The sequence below is a fragment of the Mesorhizobium sp. ZC-5 genome (assembly GCF_025753855.1).
In the GTDB taxonomy this organism is placed as follows: Bacteria; Pseudomonadota; Alphaproteobacteria; order Rhizobiales; family Rhizobiaceae; genus Neomesorhizobium.
Genome location: NZ_JAOWPT010000015.1, coordinates 92,515 through 111,940, shown reverse-complemented (window position 1 = coordinate 111,940; position 19,426 = coordinate 92,515). Strand labels below are relative to the sequence as shown.

Sequence of the window (19,426 nt, the reverse complement as noted above, 5' to 3'; positions counted from 1 at the left end):
TCAGCCTGCGGTCCGGAACATCATCGTCTCGGCGGTCAGCCCCGGTCCGAAGGCCATCGCGCAGCCGAGCAGACCGGGACGGCTCGACTTCAGCATCTTTTCGAGGACGAACATCACGGTCGCCGACGACATGTTGCCATAGTCGCGCAGCACGTCGCGCGACGCCTGCAATGCCTGGGCGTCGAGATGCAATGCCCGTTCAACCGCATCGAGCACCGAGCGCCCGCCCGGATGGACGGCCCAAAGGTCGACATCGCGGACCGGCACGCCTTTCAGGATGCCGGCGATCTCCGTCGTGAGCGCTTCCTGGATTGCCGCCGGCACCTGCCCGGACAGCACCATGTCGAAACCGTCGTCGTGAATGCTCCAGGTCATCAGTTGCCGCCCTTCGGGAGCGACGACGGCATGGAAGCCGTCAAGCAACAAGCCATGCGGCTCGGCGGTGACGAGCGAGGCGGCGCAGCCGTCGCCCCACAAGCAGAACGACAGCAGTTTTTCCAGGTTGTCGGTCTCCTTGAGGTGCAGCGTGCAGATCTCAACATTGACGACAAGCACGCGCGCCTCGGGATCCGACCGGACGATGTGTCGCGCGAGTTTCAATGCGTTGATTGCCGCGTAGCAGCCCATGAAACCGATGATCGTGCGCTCGACCGATGTTGCAAGCCCGCATTGCGCAACGAGTTCCAGATCGATGCCCGGGGCGGAGAACCCGGTGCATGTGGTGACGATGAGATGGGTGACGCGGCTGCGGTCCTCGCCCTGCAGAAGCCGGTCGACGGCGTGCTGGGCCAGCCGGGGGGCGGCGCCTTCGAACATCTCCATGCGCTTTCCGGTGCCGGGAAACGCACCTCGCCTGAAAACGCCGTCCGCATCTAGCGTCGCGCCCTCGGGATCACCCGCCGGCTCGAAGCAGGAATAGCGGTGTTCGATGCCAGCCTTGTCGGCCATGCGGCTGAAGATCGAACGCCGCCGCGGATCGTTCATCAGCAGCGAGGCGGCGAAGTCGAGGAAGAAGCGATGCACGTCGTGAGGCGGCAAGGCCGTCGCGACACGATTGAGATAGGCGTCCGACGCCATAGCGCGCTTCCCGATCTGCCCTTGGGCGTTGCATGCCGATGCCGATCCAGTGCCGTGCCCGCGCCGATCCGCTAGGCGCACTTGCTGGTATTCCTATCATGATAAAGTCCGTTCCCGGCAAACGTCTGCCGTCGCCGGTTTCGTCCCCAAAACGAAATGAAGCCGGACCTGGTTGCGTCGTGACAAGCCAGTCGCGGCGTTCCGTGCCTGAGATCAAACAGCGCGAATGGGGCGCAAACCGAGAACGTCATTCCAGAAATGTAACTTCTCCGAAAATTTTTTGCTTAGCGCTTCCACCCCGTATCTGCGACATTGCCGCCTCATCACCATACCGGCTTGAAGGCCGGAAAATTCGGGATTCAAGACAATGAACTGGTTGAAATCGCTGCTCGTGGCAGGAACCATACAGGTTCTCGCCATTACCTCGGCCTATGCCGGAGAAAACCTCGAGCAAATCAAGGCGGCAGGCGCATTCAAGATCGGCACCGAAGGCACCTATGCGCCATTCACCTTTCACGACGCCAACGGCGCCCTGGTCGGCTTCGATGTGGAGATCGGCCAGGAGATCGCCAAGCGGCTCGGCGTCAAGGCGGAGTTCCTCGAGGGCAAGTGGGACGGCCTGATCGCCGGGCTTGACGCCAAACGTTACGACGCGGTGATCAACCAGGTGGGCATCACCGAGCAGCGCAAGCAGAAATACGATTTCTCCGATCCGTATATCGCCTCCAAGGCGGTGCTGATCGTGCGCGGCGACAACGAAGAGGTCAAAGGCTTCGCCGACCTCAAGGGCAAGAAGTCGGCCCAGTCGCTCACCAGCAATTTCGGCAAGATCGCCGAAACGAACGGCGCCGAACTGGTCGGCACCGATGGTTTCGACCAGTCGATCCAGCTCGTGCTCAACGGCCGCGCCGACGCCACCATCAACGACAGCCTGTCGTTCCTCGACTTCAAGAAGCACAAGCCGGACGCCAACGTGAAAATCGCCGCGCAGGAAGAAAACGCCGACTATTCGGGCGTCATCATCCGCAAGGGCGAGCCGGAACTGCTCGAGGCGATCAACAAGGTGCTGGCCGAGATCAAGGCCGACGGCACCTACCAGAAAATCTCCGACAAATATTTCGGCCAAGACGTTTCGCAGTAAGATAGCTGCCGGGACGAACAAGCGGATCGACCCGACGGGTCGGTCCGCTTTCTGTTTTGCGCATGAGCCGCACGGCTCACTGCTTCTGGAGATCGACCGTGTTGCCCCACTGGCTGCAATTGATGCTGGACTCGCTCGGCCCGCTGCTATGGGCCGCGCTAGTCTTTACGGCGCCCCTCACCCTGCTTTCGTTCGTGCTCGGCCTGACGCTCGGCCTGGTGGTGGCGCTGATCCGGTTGTTCGCCGCCTGGCCGTTCACGGCGATCGTGCGTTTCTACGTCTGGATCATCCGCGGCACACCGCTGCTCGTGCAACTGTTCCTGATCTTCTACGGGCTGCCCAGCGTCGGCATCGTGCTCGACGCCTTTCCGGCGGCGCTGATCGGCTTCACGCTGAATGTCGGGGCCTATTCGTCCGAAATCATCCGCGCGGTCATCGCCTCGGTGCCGAAGGGCCAGTGGGAGGCCGCCTATTCGATCGGCATGAACTGGCCGCAGGCGATGCGCCGCACGATCCTGCCGCAGGCGGCTCGCGTCGCGGTGCCGCCGCTCTCCAATACGTTCATCTCGCTGGTCAAAGACACGTCGCTTGCCGCCGCCATAACCGTGCCGGAGATGTTCCAGGCCGCGCAGCGCATCGTCGCCACCACCTATGAACCGCTGATCCTCTATATCGAGGCGGCGCTGATCTATCTCGCGCTCAGCTCCATTCTTTCCACGCTGCAGGTGCGGCTGGAAGAACGCCTCAACCGCTATGGTGGGTTCCTGGAGGCGCGGTCATGATCGAGCTCACCGACATCGAGAAGCGCTTCGGCGACAACCTCGTGCTACAGGGCGTCAGCGTCCGCATCGCCGAGGGCGGGGTGACCGCACTGGTCGGCCCGTCGGGCGGCGGCAAGAGCACGCTGCTGCGCTGCATCAACCTGTTGGAGATCCCGACTTCGGGCATGGTGCGGATTGGCGACGAGGCGCTGACCTTCCATCCTGGGCAAAAGGTCGGTTGGGCCTCGGTGCAGAAGCTGCGCCGCCAGACCGGCATGGTGTTCCAGAATTTCCAGCTCTTCCCGCACCGCACCGCGATCGAGAACATCATGGAAGGGCTGACGACCGTTTTGAAATGGCCGCAGGAAAGAGCCCGCGAACGGGCGCTTTCCCTGCTCGAAAAGGTCGGGCTGGCGCACAAGGCCGATGCCTGGCCGGCGACGCTGTCAGGCGGCCAGCAGCAGCGGGTGGCGATCGCCCGCGCACTGGCGCCCTCGCCGCGCGTGCTCTTGTGCGACGAGCCGACGTCGGCGCTCGACCCGGAGCTTTCCGGCGAAGTCGTCGATGTACTCAGCCAACTTGCCCGGGAAGGCACGACGATGGTGATGGCGACGCATGATTTGCGCCTTGCATCGAAGATCGCCAGCGAAGTCGTGTTCCTGGAAGCCGGCGTGGTGGTCGAAACCGGGCCTGCCGCGGAGGTGTTCGGCAATCCACAGCGCGAAAGAACCAAGCGGTTCATCACCACCCTGACTCAGAAATGACGCCAGACGGGATCGTCGGAACGTCAACCGGGTTTTAAGCCTTCGCGGTCACAATTGCCGCATGGCTGGATTCGTTCTCCCGAAGCTCAGATGGCTGGTGATCGGCGCGGTGGCCGCCGGCGGCTGGGCGATAACCCAGGAGCCGGTCAGCAAGCGTGAGCAGCGCGCCGCCGAGCGGCCCGCGGTGACGCGGAACGTGTCGAAGCCGGCGCAGCGCGTCCAAGCTGAGCCGCAACGTTCCCAAAAACAGCCGCAGCGGGCAATCCAACCGACGTCGGCGGCGGACCGGCCGCAAGCGAGCATACCTGAGCCACGCCCATCGAAACTCACCACCAGTTCGATCAAGCGGCCGGACAAACCCGTCGACACACGGGCTTTCTACACCTCCGAGCGCGTGCGTCTGCGCGAGGATGCCAGCACGTCGTCGCGGTTCATTACCTGGCTCGAGCATGGCCAGAAGGCGACCGTCCTGGAATCGTCGGGCAAATGGCGACGCGTCGTCGTCGCCGGCCGCAAGGGATGGGTGCACGGCGATTATCTGCGCCTGCCGGACCCGAACGCGCCACGGCCGCCGGAGCCGGTTGCGAAGACCGTCGCCACAAGGGCGAAAGAACCCGTCCCTGCCTCCAGGGCACGGGAACCGGCCGCCCCCACCTCGAGCCTGCCGCTGGCCGGCCTGTTGCAGTCGAAACGTCCGGCCCGTGAAGCGCAACGCGGCGACTGCCAGTGTCCGTACGACCTGATGATCAACGGCAAGCAATGCGGCGACCGCAGCGCCTATGTCATGCGCGGACGTGCAAACGAGCAGTGTTACCTCTGATATTCCGCGAGATTGTTGGATTCTTCGGCTCGAATGCCGCGAAAACGCCGACCGAGCCTGACCAAAATCACTTAAGGGTTGAAGCGGCGGCGATCCGGTGCCAAATCATGGCGGATGCGGTCGCGATGGAAGCCGCACCGCCCTATTTCTGGACACCGACATGGTCACCTACCTCGACGCCGCCACCGCACCGCTTCGCAATACCGGGCAGATCCGTCTCTACGGCGAAGAGGCGTTTGCCGGCATGCGCAAAGCCTGCGACCTCACGGCACGCTGCCTCGACGAACTGGCCGCCATGGTCGAACCCGGCACGACCACCGATGCGATCGACCGGTTCGTCTTCGAATTCGGCATGGATCACGGCGCCCTACCCGCCACACTGAACTACCGCGGCTACACCAAGTCGTCCTGCACCTCGATCAACCATGTCGTCTGCCACGGCATTCCCGACCAGAAACCGTTGAAGGACGGCGACATCGTCAACATCGACGTCACCTATATCCTCGACGGCTGGCACGGCGATTCCAGCCGCATGTACCCGGTCGGCCAGATCAAGCGCGCCGCCGAACGCCTGCTCGAAGTCACCCATGAGTGCCTGATGCGTGGTATCGCCGCCGTGCGTCCCGGTGCCCGCACGGGCGTCATCGGCGCCGCCATACAGGCTTTCGCCGAGGCTGAACGCTGCTCGGTGGTGCGCGACTTCTGCGGCCACGGGGTCGGCCAGCTTTTCCATGACGCGCCGAACATCCTTCACTACGGCAGCGCCAGCGAAGGCGTCGAGATGCGCCCTGGCATGATCTTCACCATCGAGCCGATGATCAATCTCGGCCGCCCGCATGTGAAGGTGCTGTCCGATGGCTGGACGGCAGTCACCCGCGACCGCTCTCTGTCGGCGCAATACGAACATACGATCGGCGTCACTTCGACCGGCTGCGAAATCTTCACGCTCTCGCCGAAAGGGCTCGACCGGCCCGGCCTGCCGTCCTAGTATTTCCGAAGGTTGCGGAACAAGCAGCCAGGGGAATACCGGGGTTGCCAGGTAGATGGAAGAAGAAGGCGGGGACGAGCGTGGTTTCCTGGCCGAACGGCCACTGAAACCTCTGCGGAAAACAAAAGCTTCCGAAGAAAAACCGCATTACTCCGGCCACCGGCAGAGATTGCGCGAGCGGTTTCGCGCGTCGGGACCGGGTGCGCTTTCCGACTATGAAGTGCTCGAAATGCTGCTCTTCCGCTCGATCCCGCGGGCCGACACGAAGGAGCGTGCCAAGGCGCTGCTGAAACGCTTCGGGTCGCTCGCCGAAGTGCTCGGTGCTCCCGAACACCTGATCCGCGAGGTACCGGATATCGGCGAGGCGGCGGCACTCGACCTCAAGGTCGTCGCTGCGGCTGCCCAGAGGATGGCACGCAGTGCCATCCAAGGGTCGGAGATTCTCGCGTCGTGGACGCAGGTGCTGGATTACTGCCGCGCCTCGATGGCCTTTGAGCAGCGCGAACAGTTCCGCATCCTGTTTCTCGACAAGAAGAATGCGCTGATCGCCGACGAGGTGCAGCAGACCGGCACCGTCGACCATACGCCCGTCTACCCGCGCGAAGTGGTACGGCGCGCGCTGGAGCTCTCGTCCACGGCGATCATCCTCGTCCACAACCATCCGTCGGGCGACCCGACGCCGTCGCGCGCCGATATCGAGATGACCAAGACGATCGTCAATACGGCCAAGCCGCTCGGCATTGCCGTCCACGATCACATCATCATCGGCAAGAACGGCCATGCCAGCATGAAGGGCCTGCTGCTGATCTGATCAGGGCGGATCGATGCCGCAAGCAGCGGCGATCCTCGCCACCGCATCCCTGATTCCAGCCAGGCTGAAGACAGCCTGTCCCCTGCCCGAGAAATAGCCCATCCGCCAATCGAGATTAAGCTGCCGAGCATCGAGCAGACGAGCGACGCCTTCGCGTCCGTCGAGCGATAGGCTGCTGTTGGCGCGGCCCAGCCGCCATGCCTCCGATCGTCCGGCTCCATCCACCCGCACCGAGACTTGGACGGTGCCGCTGCCGGATGTGGCCTCGCGTATCCGCACCGACTGCGTCCAGCTAGACACCTTTCCGGGCTTACAGCCGATTGTCAGCAGCGGGTGGTACTCGATCGAACGGTTGCCGGTGCTCAAGGTGTTGGTGCTGCGCAGCGTCACAGCCGCCCCGCCATCCATGCCCCGGCTCCACCGCCAACGTCCGGTATCTGCCTGTGCCGCCGCGGCAAAACCGAGCATCGTCAGCAGACAGATCAAGAATTCCAGTCGAGCGCACGACATCGGCTTCCTTCGATTCTCGTTTGCAACGGCGTGCATGAAAGCAAAAAGCAGACGGGCATTCCACCACCCTTAGGTCCGTACGGCATCGCCGATCGAAGAGCCTTCCGATCAACGGCGTCGCCACAAAAGAAAAGGGCCGCCTCGCGGCAGCCCTTTGGTTCGATCGATCCGAGGCGAAAATCATTCGCTCTTGGCGGCAGCCTTTTTCTTCGGCGCGGCTTTCTTGGGCTCGGCCGGCTCGTCGGTATCGGCCTTCTTGGCTTCCGCCTTCTTCTTCGGAGCAGCCTTCTTCTTTTCCGGCTTAGCGCCGCCTTCGGCGACTTCATCGTCGGCGAGCAGTTCTTCCCTCGAAACCTTCTTGTCGGTCACGGCAATCTGGGACAGCAGATGATCGACGACCTTCTCCTCGAACAAAGGCGCCCGGATGTTGGTGAGGGCCGCCGGATTGTTGCGGTAGAAATCATAGATTTCCTGCTGCTGGTTGCCCGGGAAACGGCGAACCGTCTCGAACAGAGCGCGCTGCATTTCCTCGTCGGTGACCTGAACCCCGGCCTTCTCGCCGATCTCGGCAAGCACGAGGCCAAGGCGAACGCGGCGTTCGGCAAGGCGCTGATATTCGGCGCGCGCCTCTTCTTCAGTCGTCTCTTCATCGGCGAAGCTACGGCCGGCCGCCTCGAGATCGCGGTTCACCTGGCTCCAGATGTTGTTGAACTCGGCATCGACCAGGTTCGACGGGGCTTCGAAGCTGTAGCTGCCGTCGAGCGCGTCGAGCAGTTCGCGCTTCACCTTCTGGCGGGTCATCTGGCCGAACTGGCTTTCAATCTGGCCGCGGATGATCTCGCGCAGGCGGTCGGCCGACTCCAGGCCGAGCTTCTTGGCGACTTCGTCGTTGATCTCCGTGCTGTCGGGCTTGGAAACTTCCTTGACCTTGACGTCGAAGGTGGCGTCCTTGCCGGCGAGATGGGTTGCCTGGTAGGTCTCGGGGAAGGTCAGCGAAACGACCTTCTCGTCACCCGCCTTCACACCGACCAGCTGTTCCTCGAAGCCCGGAATGAACTGGCCGGAGCCCAGCACGAGGCCGGAATCTTCCGCCGTGCCGCCATCGAACGGCTCGCCGTCGACCTTGCCGAGGTAGTCGATCGTGACCTTGTCCCAGAGTTCGGCCTTGCCCTTCTTCACTTCGTATTCGCGCGCGTCGGCGGTGACCTTGCGGACCTGCTCCTCGATGTCGGCTTCCGGGACGTCATAGACCTGGCGGGTCACCTTGATACCGGAAAAATCCTGGATCTCGATCGCCGGAATGACTTCGTAGTTGAGCTTGAACTCGAAGTCGGCGCCGCCCGCGAGGATCTTCTCGGCTTCCTTCTCGTCCTCGGTCATCACGACTTCCGGCTGCATGGCAGCCTTTTCGCCGCGGTCCGAGAGGATTTCGCGGGTCGAATTGGAAAGGATCTCGTTGACCACTTCTGCCATGAACGACTTGCCATAGACCTTGCGCAGGTGTTGAACCGGCACCTTGCCAGGGCGGAAGCCGTTGATCCGCACCTTGTTCTTGGCGTCGGAAAGCCGTGCCAGAAGCTTGGCTTCGAGATCGCCGGCAGGCACGGTGACCTTGATTTCGCGCTTCAGGCCGGAATTGAGTGTTTCAGTAACCTGCATAATCAAACCTTTGTTTTCACGAATGCCGCAGCTCAAACGGCGTCTTACCGTTCAGCCTGCCGGAATTTCGTGCCGGAGATGGCTTCATGCGGGTGGAGGGACTTTGACGCCTGCAGCCTTCGCTGCATAGAATCCCGGTCCGCCCTTGTCCCTCCAACTGCCGGCAAAAGTCTTTGTTCTTTCGTCGTCTTGCCGCGACAGTCGAGAGCGGGGCGTCTCAACCCGTCATATTCGACACGCCTTCTGTCACACACCGCCCTTATTTTCAACTATCTTCGCATATTAGGCAGCAGGCATGGTTGACGCCGAACATTGACAGAACAATGGCCGTATGTGATTGCCGGAACGCAAGCGGATGTGGCGGAACTGGTAGACGCCCTGGATTTAGGTTCCAGTGCCGAAAGGCGTGTAGGTTCGACTCCTATCATCCGCACCAGCCATCCTTGGATTAACCCAGAGCCCGACGACCGGCGGCCATCCCTTCCGCATCACGTTTCGATCCTTCACGCCACCATGAAGTTGGCTTTGAGCCCGGCCAGACCTTCTTTTACTTTCGTTGCATAAGAGCCTGTCCGTGGCCGTCCCCACCCAGACTGCCCTCTAACAGCCCAGACTCCAATCCGTTTCAACGAGCCCATCCAAGCCATTCACCTAACGGCAGTTTTCCGTTTCGGCCTTGGTTTCGCCGCAGTCGCTAAAATCGATTAATGTTGCAATGCACAATTGCATTGCTGCCATGCATCATTGGCGCTTCAAAAACGAAATGCCACCACCTATTTTCGGGTCACACAAAATGAACGAACGAAACGAACCAAAGACGAAACGAGAAGTACGATGAACTTGATCCGCAACTACCGCAACTGGCGCCGCTACCGGGACACCGTCTCCGAGCTGAGCCGCCTGTCGAACCGTGAACTCACCGATCTCGGCATCACCCGCAGCGACATTCCGTTCGTCGCGCGCAAGTCGATCTGATCGAAGACCAAGAAACGAGCAGAACCATGAACCTGATCCGCAATTACCGCAACTGGCGCCGTTACCGTGAAACGGTAAACGAGCTGGACCGCCTGTCGAACCGCGAGCTCTCGGACCTCGGCATCAGCCGCAGCGACATCCCTTACGTCGCTCGCAAGGCGGCCTGATAACAGGAATTTCGCCGGAACCTACCTCCTCCCAGGTTCCGACGGATACGGCCAGCGTTCACCTCCTCCCGGACGCTGACCACCAAAACGGCACCCGCCGAACCTCCTCCCTCGGCGGGTGCTGTTAAATCAAGGCTCTTCGCTGCCTCGAAGGCGAAAAGAATTTCGTCAAAGCCTACCTCCTCCCAGGCGATGACGAATACGGTCAGCTCCCACCTCCTCCCGGGCGCTGACCACCAAAACGACACCCGCCGGACCTCCTCCCCCGGCGGGTGTTGTCGTTTTGGACCATGCGTGAGCTTCCGACGATTGCTTTCGGCAAGCCAACGGCCTATTTCCCCGGCATGACGACAGAACCAATCCACGTGATCGGCGGCGGCCTGGCCGGCTCCGAAGCCGCATGGCAGGCGGCGCAAGCCGGCGTGCCAGTGATCCTTCATGAAATGCGCCCGGTGCGCGGCACCGACGCTCACAAGACCGACAGCCTGGCCGAGCTCGTCTGTTCCAATTCCTTTCGCTCCGATGACGCCGAGACCAATGCGGTCGGGCTGCTGCATGCCGAAATGCGGCTCGCCGGCTCGCTGATCATGGCTTGCGGCGACGCTCATCAAGTACCGGCCGGCGGTGCGCTGGCCGTCGACCGTGACGGTTTCTCGGCAGCCGTCACCGCGAAACTCGAAGCGCACCCGCTGATCTCCATCGCCCGTGAAGAAGTGCCCGGTCTGCCGCCCGCCGAATGGGACAAGGCGATCATCGCCACCGGCCCGCTGACGGCGCCGTCGCTGGCGCAGGCGATCGCCGAGGCCACCGGCGCCGACGCGCTCGCCTTCTTCGACGCGATCGCGCCGATCGTGCATTTCGACACGATCGACATGGGTACCTGCTGGTTCCAGTCGCGCTACGACAAGGTCGGGCCCGGCGGCACCGGCAAGGACTATATCAACTGTCCGATGGACAAGGCTCAGTACGAAGCCTTCGTGCAGGCTTTGCTCGACGGCCAGAAGACCGAGTTCAAGGAGTGGGAAGGCACGCCGTATTTCGACGGCTGCCTGCCGATCGAGGTGATGGCCGAACGCGGCGTCGAGACGCTGCGCCATGGCCCGATGAAGCCGATGGGCCTGACCAACGCGCACAATCCGACGGTCAAGGCATATGCTGTTGTGCAGCTTCGCCAGGACAACGCGCTGGGCACGCTCTACAACATGGTCGGCTTTCAGACGAAGCTGAAACACGGCGAGCAGGTGCGCATCTTCCGGATGATACCGGGACTCGAGAACGCCGAATTCGCCCGCCTCGGCGGACTGCACCGCAACACTTATATCAATTCGCCGACGCTGCTTGACGGCTCGCTGCAGCTGAAGTCTCGCCCCGGCCTGCGTTTTGCCGGCCAGATCACCGGCTGCGAAGGCTATGTCGAGAGCGCCGCGATCGGCCTGCTGGCCGGCCGCTTCGCCGCGGCCGAGCGGCTTGGACGGGCGCCTTCATTGCCGCCCGTCACCACGGCTTTCGGGGCACTGCTCAACCATATCACCGGCGGCCATATTGTTTCCGACGACGAACCGGGCAAACGTTCGTTCCAGCCGATGAACGTCAATTTCGGGCTGTTCCCGCCGCTGGAAGCCGGAACGAACCTGCGGCCCGAAGGTTTCGAAGGCCGCTTCCGCGGCAAGGACAAATCCATCGCCCGGAAGAAGGCGATGACGGGACGCGCGCTGACAGATTGCCGGACTTGGCTTGGGCTGAACGCAGCCGCGCAAGCGGCGGAATAACCCCTATTCTTCTGAAGGTTACTCCGCAGCCTGGATATTGTCGGCCGACGGCAATCCCGGCTTCCCCGCCTCGCCCGGATTTCTGCGCACATAGGCTGCCTTGAGGCTTTCCGACGTCTCGCGCGATCCGTCATGGCTCCAGCCTGGCGGCTTGATCAGATAGTTCAGGCGCTGGCCCAAAGTCAGGCCCGGCGAGAACGCATCCCGGAACATGCCGATCCATTCATGGAACGCCACTTTCAGCGGGTTGAAGGTACCGAGGTTCTTCACGATGCCGTAGCGTGGCCGGTCTTCCTCCAGTTCCTCGACAAATGTGCCGAACATGCGGTCCCAGATGATCAGCGTGCCGGCATAATTGGCGTCGAGGTAGCGCGGATTGGTGGCGTGGTGCACGCGGTGGTGAGACGGCGTGTTGAAGATGAACTCGAACCATCCCCACATCTTGCCGATCGCCTCGGTGTGGATCCAGAATTGCCAGACGAGATTGAAGCCGAAGACGAAGGCGATCACCGCCGGGTGGAGGCCAAGCAGCACCATCGGCACCTGCAGGATGAACATGCCGGTGAACAGCCCCGTCCAGCTCTGCCGGAGCGCGGTCGAGAGATTGTAGTGCTGGCTCGAATGATGGTTGACGTGCTCGGCCCAGACCCAGCGCACGCGGTGGGCTATGCGGTGGTAGAGATAATAGCGCAGGTCATCGAGCAGGAAGGCTCCGATGAAGACCCAGACCGAAAGCCCCAGATCGAAAAAGCGGAACTGCCAGACCCAGACCAGCGTGGTGTAGGAGACGATGCCGAGCAAAATACCGGCAACCACATTGCCGGTTCCCATCATCAGGCTGGTCAGCGTGTCGCGGGTTTCGAATGCGCCCTTGGCGCGGCCGGTACGAACCAGCCAAAGCTCGATCAGGATTGCGATCACGAAGAACGGGATCGCCAGTTCGGTCACTTTCGGAAAATCGTAGGTTTCCATCAGGCGGGCTCTCCCACATTCGTCTTTTCGCGCGGCTTCAACGCCCGCATCACGGCACTTGCGGCATCTTCGTCGTCAAAGCGGAACTCGCCGCCGCCCCAGGTGAAATCATGCAGGCGGATCGAAACCACGGCCTGCCTAGGCGCGGCGATGCGTGCGATATCCCTGTGTGAGACGATGCGGGTCAGGAACTTGTCGCCGAAAACCTGGACGATGCCCATCCGTTCATCGCCAAGCTCGAGAAACGCCGTCTCGGCATCGCTGGTCAGGCGGACAGCAAGCACCGCCTCGTCCGGAAAATCCTCAGCGAAGCGGTTTCGCGCCTGATCAGGCCCGGCAAGCCTGGCTTTCGCGCTGCCGCCCGTCAGATGCACTGCAAGCACGGCGGCGGTGATGCCGATCACAACCATCGCAACCAGGATGGGCAGGCTCATCGTTGAAATTTCCTCCCGCGCCGCCGCAAACCCGCGGCTGCGCGAGAGATTTAGCACGGTTGACGTTTACGTCAAAGGAGGATTAGCGCCAGCCGCGCGACGCCCGTCGCAGCATCAGCCAGTGACGTCGCCAGACCGGCAATTCACTCGTCTGCTTCAAGGCTTTCGCGGGATTTCTCTCGATAGCTTCGAGATAAGCACCGGTCAACGCCAGCGGCAGGAAGGCTGGGCGCAACGTTTCCGGCAGGCCGGACGCCTGGCGCTCGAATGCGGCCAGGTGCTGCCTGGCAAGCGCTGCCATCGCCGAAACCGCATGAGTGGCCCCTGCCCCGCCTTCTCCCGCCAGGAATTCCTCAAGCGAAGTGCCGGCCGCCGCGAGGATATCCCTCGGCACGTAGCACTGGCCGCGGGCGCGGCTGATCGGCAGCAGGCGCAGGATGCCTGTAATGGCCTGGGCGCAACCGGCATGGCCGGCAAGTTCGGCAAAGCGCGGCGCGGCTGAAGCATCGAGGATCATCGCGGCGAGTTGGATGAGGGCGGAAGCCGTCTCGCCGCAATATCCTTCGAGGTCGTTGCGCGTCGGCATCGGGTCGTCATAAAGGTCGAAAATCCGGGCATCGAGATAGTTCTGGAAGGTTTCGACCGGCAAGCCATGCTCGCGGATCGCCGCAAGCAACGCCTCGGCCACCGGGTGGCCGTCGGCAGCGGTGCGCCCGTCGAGGACGTCGCGCCACCATTGCAGCCTCACCTCGCCTGGCAACGGCTCGCGGATGCGGTCGCGCACTGAAGCGATCTCGACATTGAAGGCATAGAGCGCCAGGAGACTGCGGCGCTTCTCCTGCGGTGCATAAAGCACGGTGAGATAACGGCCGTGATCTGCCGTTCGGACGGCCTCGCTCAGATGATCGTCAGCGGAAGACACGTCACTCCACGGCGATCAGCGCGGCGGCGACGGCACGGTCTTCCGCAAGCAGCACGTTGTAGGTCCGGACGGCGGCGCCTGTCGCCATCGGATCGGCCGAGATACGGACATCTTTCAGTGCGGCGCGCAATTCGGCTGGAAGCGGCTTCAGATCGGGCCCCATGCCGACGAGCAGGATCTCCACCTCCTGGGCTTCGGCCAGAAGTTTTGCGAAATCGCCGGCAACGAGCGCGTTCCTGTCTGCTGGCTCCCAGCCGTAGACGCCGGACGGCAGACACAGGATCGATCCGCGATGCGACATTCCCGCAAAGCGGAAGCCCCCGTTGCCATAGGCATCGATGGGCGGACGGCCGGGGAAATGCGCCTCACGCATCACAATTCCCCCGGCCATGGCGTCAGGACTTCGAAATCTGGACAGACGTCGGAAGCCCGGTCTTTTCCCCTGCTTCGAAGGTTTCAGGCCGCAGCCGGAACAGGATCAGCAATGGGCCGGCAACGAAGATCGACGAATAGGTGCCGACCAGGATGCCGAAAATCATTGCGAAGACGAACGAGCGAATGACTTCGCCCCCGAAGAGGTACAGCGCGATAAGGGCCAGAAGCGTCGTCACGCCGGTCAGCACCGTTCGCGACAATGTCTGGTTCATCGAGAGGTCGAGCAGTTGCTCGATCGGCATCTTCTTGTATCGCCTGAGATCCTCGCGCACGCGGTCGTAAACGACCACCGTATCGTTGATCGAATAGCCGACGATGGTAAGGATGGCCGCGATACTGGTCAGGTTGAACTCCAGTCCGGAGAGGACATAAAGCCCGACCATCATGGTCACGTCGTGCACTGTCGCGATGACGGCGCCAACGCCGAATTGCCACTCGAAGCGGAACCAGATGTAGATGAGCATCGCCACCATGGAAGCGAGAATGCCCATCGTGCCGTAGAAGGCCAATTCTCCGGACACCGTCGGGCCGACCGACTCGACCTTGCGGAAATCGTAATCCTCCTGAAGTTCCGAACGGACCTTCTCGACGACGCTCTGCTCGGCATTGTCGCCACCACCCTGTCCTTCGATGCGGATGAGCAGGTCGCGGGGCGAGCCGAACTCCTGAACCTGGACGTCGCCGAGATTGAGTTCGTTCAACCGTTCGCGCACGTTTCCGGGATCGGCGGCGGCGGCCTTGGACTGCACCTCGATGCTGGAGCCGCCGCGGAAATCGATGCCGTAGTTCATTTCCATCGTGAAGAAGAGCACCATGGCGGCAATCGACAGGGCCGCAGACAAGCCGAATGCGTATCTGCGCCACGACATGAACGGCAGCGTGGTGTCATCAGGCACGAACCTGATCAGGCCGTTCGGAAGCTCCTTCGGCTTCCAGCGCTTCAGCCAGACCGCAATCAGCCAGCGCGTGAGCGTGAACGCAGTAAACACGGTCGTCACGATACCGATGGCCAGCGTCACGGCGAAGCCGCGCACCGGTCCGGAACCGAGATAGAACAAGATGACGGCGGCGATGAAGGTGGTGAAGTTGGCGTCGACGATCGTCGAAAGCGCCCGGGAGAAGCCTGAATCCAGCGATTGAACCAGCGATCGGCCCAGGCGCCGCTCCTCGCGCACGCGTTCGTAGATGATGACGTTGGAATCGACGGCCATGCCGACGGTCAACACGATACCGGCGATACCGGGCATCGTCAGCGTAGCGCCAAGCACAGTAAGAATCGCGATGATGAGCGAGACGTTCGCGGCGAGCGCGATGTTGGCGATCACGCCGAGCTTGCCATAGGCGACGATCATGAATCCGACAACGAGAATGCCCGCAATCAGCGAGGCGATCTCACCAGCGGCGATGGAGTCGGCGCCGAGGCTCGGGCCTACGGTGCGTTCCTCGACGATGGTCAGATCGGCCGGCAGCGCGCCGGCGCGCAGGAGCACGGCAAGGTCATTGGCGCTCTCGGCCGTGAAGCTGCCGGAAATCTGGCCAGTGCCGCCGAGGATCGGCTCACGGATCTGGGGTGCCGAGATCACCTGGTTGTCGAGGATGATCGCAAAAAGCTTGCCGACGTTCTGCTGCGTCGCCTGCCCGAAGCGCTGGGCACCCTTGGCATCGAAGCGGAATGACACCACGGGCTCGTTCGTGCGCTGGTCGAAGGTTGCCTGCGCATCGACGAGATTTTCGCCCGATACGATGACACGGCCTTCGATGAGATAGGGAACCGGCGGATCGTCCATCGAATAAAGTACGCTCGAACCTGCCGGCGGACGCCCTTCGATGGCCTCCTGCACCGGCATTGTCTGGTCGACCATCTGGAAGGTCAGCTTGGCGGTCTGGCCGAGAATATCCTTCAGGCGCTGCGGATCCTGCAGGCCCGGCACCTGGACGAGGATGCGGTCGACGCCCTGACGCTGGATGATCGGCTCGGTCGTACCGAGTTCGTTGACGCGACGGCCGATGACCTCGATCGACTGGGTAACGGCCGAACTGGTGCGGTAGGTGACGCCTTCTTCGGTCAGCGTAAAGCGCAGCAGCCCGGGTTCCGGTTCGTCAAGTTCCAGTTCGGTGGTGGAGCCGGTGCCGAAAACGCCGGACGAAACCGGCTGCGTCAGCGATGCAAGCGCCGTCTTCGCCTGCTCGACTTCATTGGCTTCGCGAATGCGGACCTGTACCGAGCGGCCGGTGCCCGAAAGACCGGTGTAACCGATCTTGGCATCACGCAGTTGGGTGCGGATATCGTCGCGCGTCGCCTGCAGACGCTCGTTGATCAGATCCTGCTTGTCGACTTGCAGCAGAATGTGTGAGCCGCCCTGCAGGTCGAGGCCAAGCGTCATCGTGTTCTTCGGCGCCCAATCCGGCAACGAATCCAGAACCGACTGGGGCAGCATGTTCGGCAGCGTGAAAACGACGCCGATGATGATGACGAACCAGATCGAGAACGTCTTCCAGGGCGAAAAATAAAGCATTGTGCCTCTTCAGTAGGGCCGATCGTTCCGGTTCCGCCTTGATTGCGGTTATTTCTTGGCGTTCTGGTTGGCGACCGGCTCGCCCTTGACCCTTACGTCGGCGATCGTCGCGCGCAGCGCGGTCACCTTGTTCCCGCCGCCGAGATCGATTTCGAGTTCGTTGTCGTCGATCACCTTCGTCACCTTGCCGACAAAACCGCCGCCGGTGATCACCGTGTCGCCGCGACGGATCGCCGCCAGCATCTCGCCGCGCTTCTTCAGCTGGGTGCGCTGGGGGCGGATGATCAGAAAATACATGATCACGAAAATCAGGACAAACGGCAAAATGCTGATGAGCATATCGGGCGAAGTGCCTGGGACCTGGGCATATGCCGGCGTGACAAACATCGGTGACTCCTGAGACGAGATTGCGGGGTCGCGATCGAGCCCCTTCGAAAGTGGCCGGAATATAGTCGCTAAAGCCACCTTTGCAACTGCAACTGGCCTATCCGGCCGCGCTTTTCCAGCCAGTTTCACCATGTTAGAGCGGATTAACCGCAGCATTCACATGGAACGCATTCAGTCAGATGCCGAAAAAGCCGAACGAATCCCTCGAAGACAAACTCGACCGGCTGATTGCCGCCGTTTCGCGGCTGGCGCCGCGGGAGGCTCCAGCCGCCGATATCGAAGCGGCGGACTGCTTCGTCTGGGCAGCCGATCCGGGCTATCTGGAACCCGTCCATCGCGTCAATCGTGTCGACATCGGCCTGATCCGCGGGGTCGACCGGGTGCGCGATATCCTGGTCGACAATACGGAGCGATTTGCAGCCGGCCTGCCCGCCAACAACGTGCTTCTGTGGGGCGCGCGCGGCATGGGCAAGTCATCGCTGGTCAAGGCGGTGCATGCCAAGGTGAACGCAGGCCGAAAAGGCGGCGAGCCGCTGAAGCTGGTCGAGATCCATCGCGAGGATATCGACACGCTGCCGAAGCTGATGGGTATCCTGAAGACGGCGCCCTATCGCTTCATCCTGTTTTGCGACGACCTCTCCTTCGACCATGACGACACCTCCTACAAATCGCTGAAGGCCGCACTCGAGGGCGGCGTCGAAGGCCGTCCGGCCAATGTCATCTTCTACGCAACCTCGAACCGGCGGCATCTGCTGCCGCGCGACATGATCGACAATGAACGCTCGACCGCTATCAATCCGTCGGAGGCGGTCGAGGAAAAGGTCTCGCTGTCGGACCGCTTCGGCCTCTGGCTCGGCTTCCACAAATGCTCGCAGGACGAATACCTGGACATGATCGAGGGTTATGTCCGCTATCACGACCTGAAGATCGAGCCCGAAGCATTGCGCGCCGACGCGCTGGAGTGGGCGACGACACGAGGCAGCCGCTCCGGCCGCGTCGCCTGGCAATTCACGCAGGACCTCGCCGGCCGCCTCGGCCAGCCCCTGAAGGACTGAACCGCGTCGCGCCGAAAAGGATTCGGCGGCCGCGCTTCAGATTCTTTGATTTGATGCATGTCGTTATCCCGAAACCGAGGACACTTTCGGGCGACATGCATTAAACTTCGCACTTCCGGACATTCTGCGGCCGGGACGCCTGTGTTATCGTTCCGGCTGCGTGAGTTCGGAGGCCGCCATGCGCCGAGGCATCCTGTTTGCCGCGTTCCTCGCGGCCTCGACCGCAGCCGAAGCCTGCACGACCGTGGCATTTCTCGATCCGGGCCGGCCGATCGTCGCCTACAACTACGATTTTCCAATCGGTTACGGGCTGATCTTCATCAACAAGCGCGGCCTGGCCAAAACCTCGGAAGTTCCAGGCAGCGCGGCGAAATGGCAGAGCAGATACGGCTCGATCAGCTTTTCGCAGTTCGGCCGCGACAACCCGATGGCCGGCATGAACGAAGCCGGACTGGTGGTCAGCCAGATGTGGCTGGACGAAGCCCGCTACGAGAGCGCGGATGACCGCCCGCAGGTCGGCGTGCTCGAGTGGATGCAATACCTGCTCGATACGTCGGCAAATGTCGACGAGGCACTGGCCAGGGGAGCCGAGATGCGGATCGAGAGCCGCGTTCCCTTGCACTACAAGCTGGTCGACGCTTCGGGAAACGCGGCAGTCGTCGAGTTCCTCGCAGGAAAGCGCGTGGTGCGGCAAGGCGGCGACCTCGCCTATCCCGTGCTGGCCAACAGCAGTTACGCGGAATCCCTCGGCTATGTGGAAAAGGTCGGCCAGACGATGGTGCCGGCCGGCTCCGGGTCGCTGCAGCGCTTTGCCCGTGCAGCGGCGCGGGTCAAAGGCACCGCGGCAAACAGCGGCGATCCGGTCGAACAGGCCTTCGACACGCTGGCTTCCGTCGCGCAGACGAACCACACGCGCTGGAGCGTCGTCTTCGATCCGAAAAACCTTTCGGTGGGCTGGCGCTCCGACAAGAACAGAGCCCTCCGGTCCGTGAAACTCGGGGCCTTCGATCTTTCCTGCCGCTCGCCGGTGAAATTGTTCGACGTTCACGAGAGCGGCGACGGCGAGGACGTGGCCGGGAATTTCCGCGACTACAGCCGCGCCGAACACGAGGCGCTTATCCGCAAGAGTTTTGGAGAAACGCCGTTTCTTGGCAATCCGGGCGAGGAAACCATCGCCCAGTCGGCGGCATTCGCCGAGGGCAGCATCTGCGGGGAATGAGCCGGAAAAAAACAGGCCGGACATGCCGGCCTGTTTTTTGCGAT

At 62.3% G+C, this 19,426-nt stretch carries 20 protein-coding genes and 1 tRNA gene; 12 read left to right on the top strand and 9 right to left on the bottom strand.

Going from position 1 to position 19,426, the window contains the following annotated elements:
- Positions 1-1,077, bottom strand: coding sequence for a type III polyketide synthase (locus tag OHD58_RS26980; protein WP_263806718.1), 1,077 nt, complete (start codon positions 1,075-1,077; stop codon positions 1-3).
- A gap of 367 nt (positions 1,078-1,444) precedes the next feature.
- Between OHD58_RS26980 and OHD58_RS26975 the strand changes: the two genes are divergently transcribed.
- The 6 genes from OHD58_RS26975 to radC all read left to right on the top strand — a co-directional run bounded on the left by OHD58_RS26975 (position 1,445) and on the right by radC (position 6,362).
- Positions 1,445-2,218, top strand: coding sequence for an amino acid ABC transporter substrate-binding protein (locus OHD58_RS26975; protein WP_263806717.1), 774 nt, complete (start codon positions 1,445-1,447; stop codon positions 2,216-2,218).
- 101 nt (positions 2,219-2,319) lie between these two features.
- On the top strand, positions 2,320-3,000 hold the full coding sequence (locus OHD58_RS26970; RefSeq protein WP_263806752.1) for an ABC transporter permease subunit: 681 nt from the start codon (positions 2,320-2,322) through the stop codon (positions 2,998-3,000).
- Entirely contained in the window at positions 2,997-3,743 is a 747-nt protein-coding gene (locus OHD58_RS26965) for an amino acid ABC transporter ATP-binding protein (protein WP_263806716.1), read from the top strand. Before OHD58_RS26970 ends, OHD58_RS26965 begins: the two co-directional genes overlap by 4 nt.
- A 61-nt stretch (positions 3,744-3,804) precedes the next feature.
- The gene (locus OHD58_RS26960) at positions 3,805-4,563 is read left to right on the top strand and encodes an SH3 domain-containing protein (protein ID WP_263806715.1); all 759 of its coding nucleotides are present in this window, start codon (positions 3,805-3,807) and stop codon (positions 4,561-4,563) included.
- 160 nt (positions 4,564-4,723) lie between these two features.
- Positions 4,724-5,551, top strand: coding sequence for a type I methionyl aminopeptidase (map, locus tag OHD58_RS26955; RefSeq protein ID WP_263806714.1), 828 nt, complete (start codon positions 4,724-4,726; stop codon positions 5,549-5,551).
- Between the two features lie 55 nt (positions 5,552-5,606).
- On the top strand, positions 5,607-6,362 hold the full coding sequence (gene radC, locus OHD58_RS26950) for a RadC family protein (RefSeq protein ID WP_263806713.1): 756 nt from the start codon (positions 5,607-5,609) through the stop codon (positions 6,360-6,362).
- On the opposite strand, the gene OHD58_RS26945 is transcribed toward radC, so the two are convergent.
- Together OHD58_RS26945 and tig are read right to left on the bottom strand one after the other, a co-directional pair.
- Positions 6,363-6,848, bottom strand: a complete 486-nt coding sequence (locus tag OHD58_RS26945) for a hypothetical protein (protein ID WP_263806712.1) — start codon at positions 6,846-6,848, stop codon at positions 6,363-6,365.
- A 204-nt stretch (positions 6,849-7,052) separates the two neighbouring features.
- Positions 7,053-8,531, bottom strand: a complete 1,479-nt coding sequence (gene tig, locus OHD58_RS26940; protein WP_263806711.1) for a trigger factor — start codon at positions 8,529-8,531, stop codon at positions 7,053-7,055.
- A gap of 351 nt (positions 8,532-8,882) precedes the next feature.
- Between tig and OHD58_RS26935 the strand changes: the two genes are divergently transcribed.
- The 4 genes from OHD58_RS26935 to trmFO all read left to right on the top strand — a co-directional run bounded on the left by OHD58_RS26935 (position 8,883) and on the right by trmFO (position 11,442).
- Positions 8,883-8,967 (top strand) — tRNA-Leu (locus OHD58_RS26935).
- A gap of 398 nt (positions 8,968-9,365) precedes the next feature.
- Positions 9,366-9,506: a DUF1127 domain-containing protein gene (locus OHD58_RS26930; RefSeq protein WP_149758296.1), complete on the top strand. Its 141-nt coding sequence runs from the start codon at positions 9,366-9,368 to the stop codon at positions 9,504-9,506.
- A 26-nt stretch (positions 9,507-9,532) separates the two neighbouring features.
- Entirely contained in the window at positions 9,533-9,673 is a 141-nt protein-coding gene (locus tag OHD58_RS26925; protein WP_263806710.1) for a DUF1127 domain-containing protein, read from the top strand.
- Positions 9,674-10,017: 344 nt separating this feature from the next.
- Entirely contained in the window at positions 10,018-11,442 is a 1,425-nt protein-coding gene (gene trmFO / locus OHD58_RS26920; protein WP_263806751.1) for a methylenetetrahydrofolate--tRNA-(uracil(54)-C(5))-methyltransferase (FADH(2)-oxidizing) TrmFO, read from the top strand.
- Between the two features lie 18 nt (positions 11,443-11,460).
- Here trmFO and OHD58_RS26915 read toward each other — a convergent pair whose 3' ends face one another.
- From OHD58_RS26915 to yajC, 6 genes are all read right to left on the bottom strand, one after another.
- Positions 11,461-12,414, bottom strand: a complete 954-nt coding sequence (locus OHD58_RS26915; protein WP_263806709.1) for a sterol desaturase family protein — start codon at positions 12,412-12,414, stop codon at positions 11,461-11,463.
- Positions 12,414-12,848, bottom strand: coding sequence for a hypothetical protein (locus OHD58_RS26910; protein ID WP_263806708.1), 435 nt, complete (start codon positions 12,846-12,848; stop codon positions 12,414-12,416). Before OHD58_RS26910 ends, OHD58_RS26915 begins: the two co-directional genes overlap by 1 nt.
- A gap of 82 nt (positions 12,849-12,930) precedes the next feature.
- Positions 12,931-13,770, bottom strand: a complete 840-nt coding sequence (locus OHD58_RS26905) for a phytoene/squalene synthase family protein (protein ID WP_263806707.1) — start codon at positions 13,768-13,770, stop codon at positions 12,931-12,933.
- A gap of 1 nt (position 13,771) precedes the next feature.
- Positions 13,772-14,161: an Mth938-like domain-containing protein gene (locus OHD58_RS26900; protein WP_263806706.1), complete on the bottom strand. Its 390-nt coding sequence runs from the start codon at positions 14,159-14,161 to the stop codon at positions 13,772-13,774.
- A gap of 4 nt (positions 14,162-14,165) precedes the next feature.
- Positions 14,166-16,721, bottom strand: coding sequence for a protein translocase subunit SecDF (gene secDF / locus OHD58_RS26895; protein ID WP_263806705.1), 2,556 nt, complete (start codon positions 16,719-16,721; stop codon positions 14,166-14,168).
- A 48-nt stretch (positions 16,722-16,769) separates the two neighbouring features.
- Positions 16,770-17,108, bottom strand: coding sequence for a preprotein translocase subunit YajC (gene yajC / locus OHD58_RS26890; protein ID WP_263806704.1), 339 nt, complete (start codon positions 17,106-17,108; stop codon positions 16,770-16,772).
- Positions 17,109-17,287: 179 nt separating this feature from the next.
- Between yajC and OHD58_RS26885 the strand changes: the two genes are divergently transcribed.
- Positions 17,288-18,163: an ATP-binding protein gene (locus OHD58_RS26885; RefSeq protein ID WP_263806703.1), complete on the top strand. Its 876-nt coding sequence runs from the start codon at positions 17,288-17,290 to the stop codon at positions 18,161-18,163.
- A gap of 178 nt (positions 18,164-18,341) precedes the next feature.
- Entirely contained in the window at positions 18,342-19,382 is a 1,041-nt protein-coding gene (locus OHD58_RS26880) for a linear amide C-N hydrolase (protein ID WP_263806702.1), read from the top strand.
- Positions 19,383-19,426: the final 44 nt, after the last annotated feature.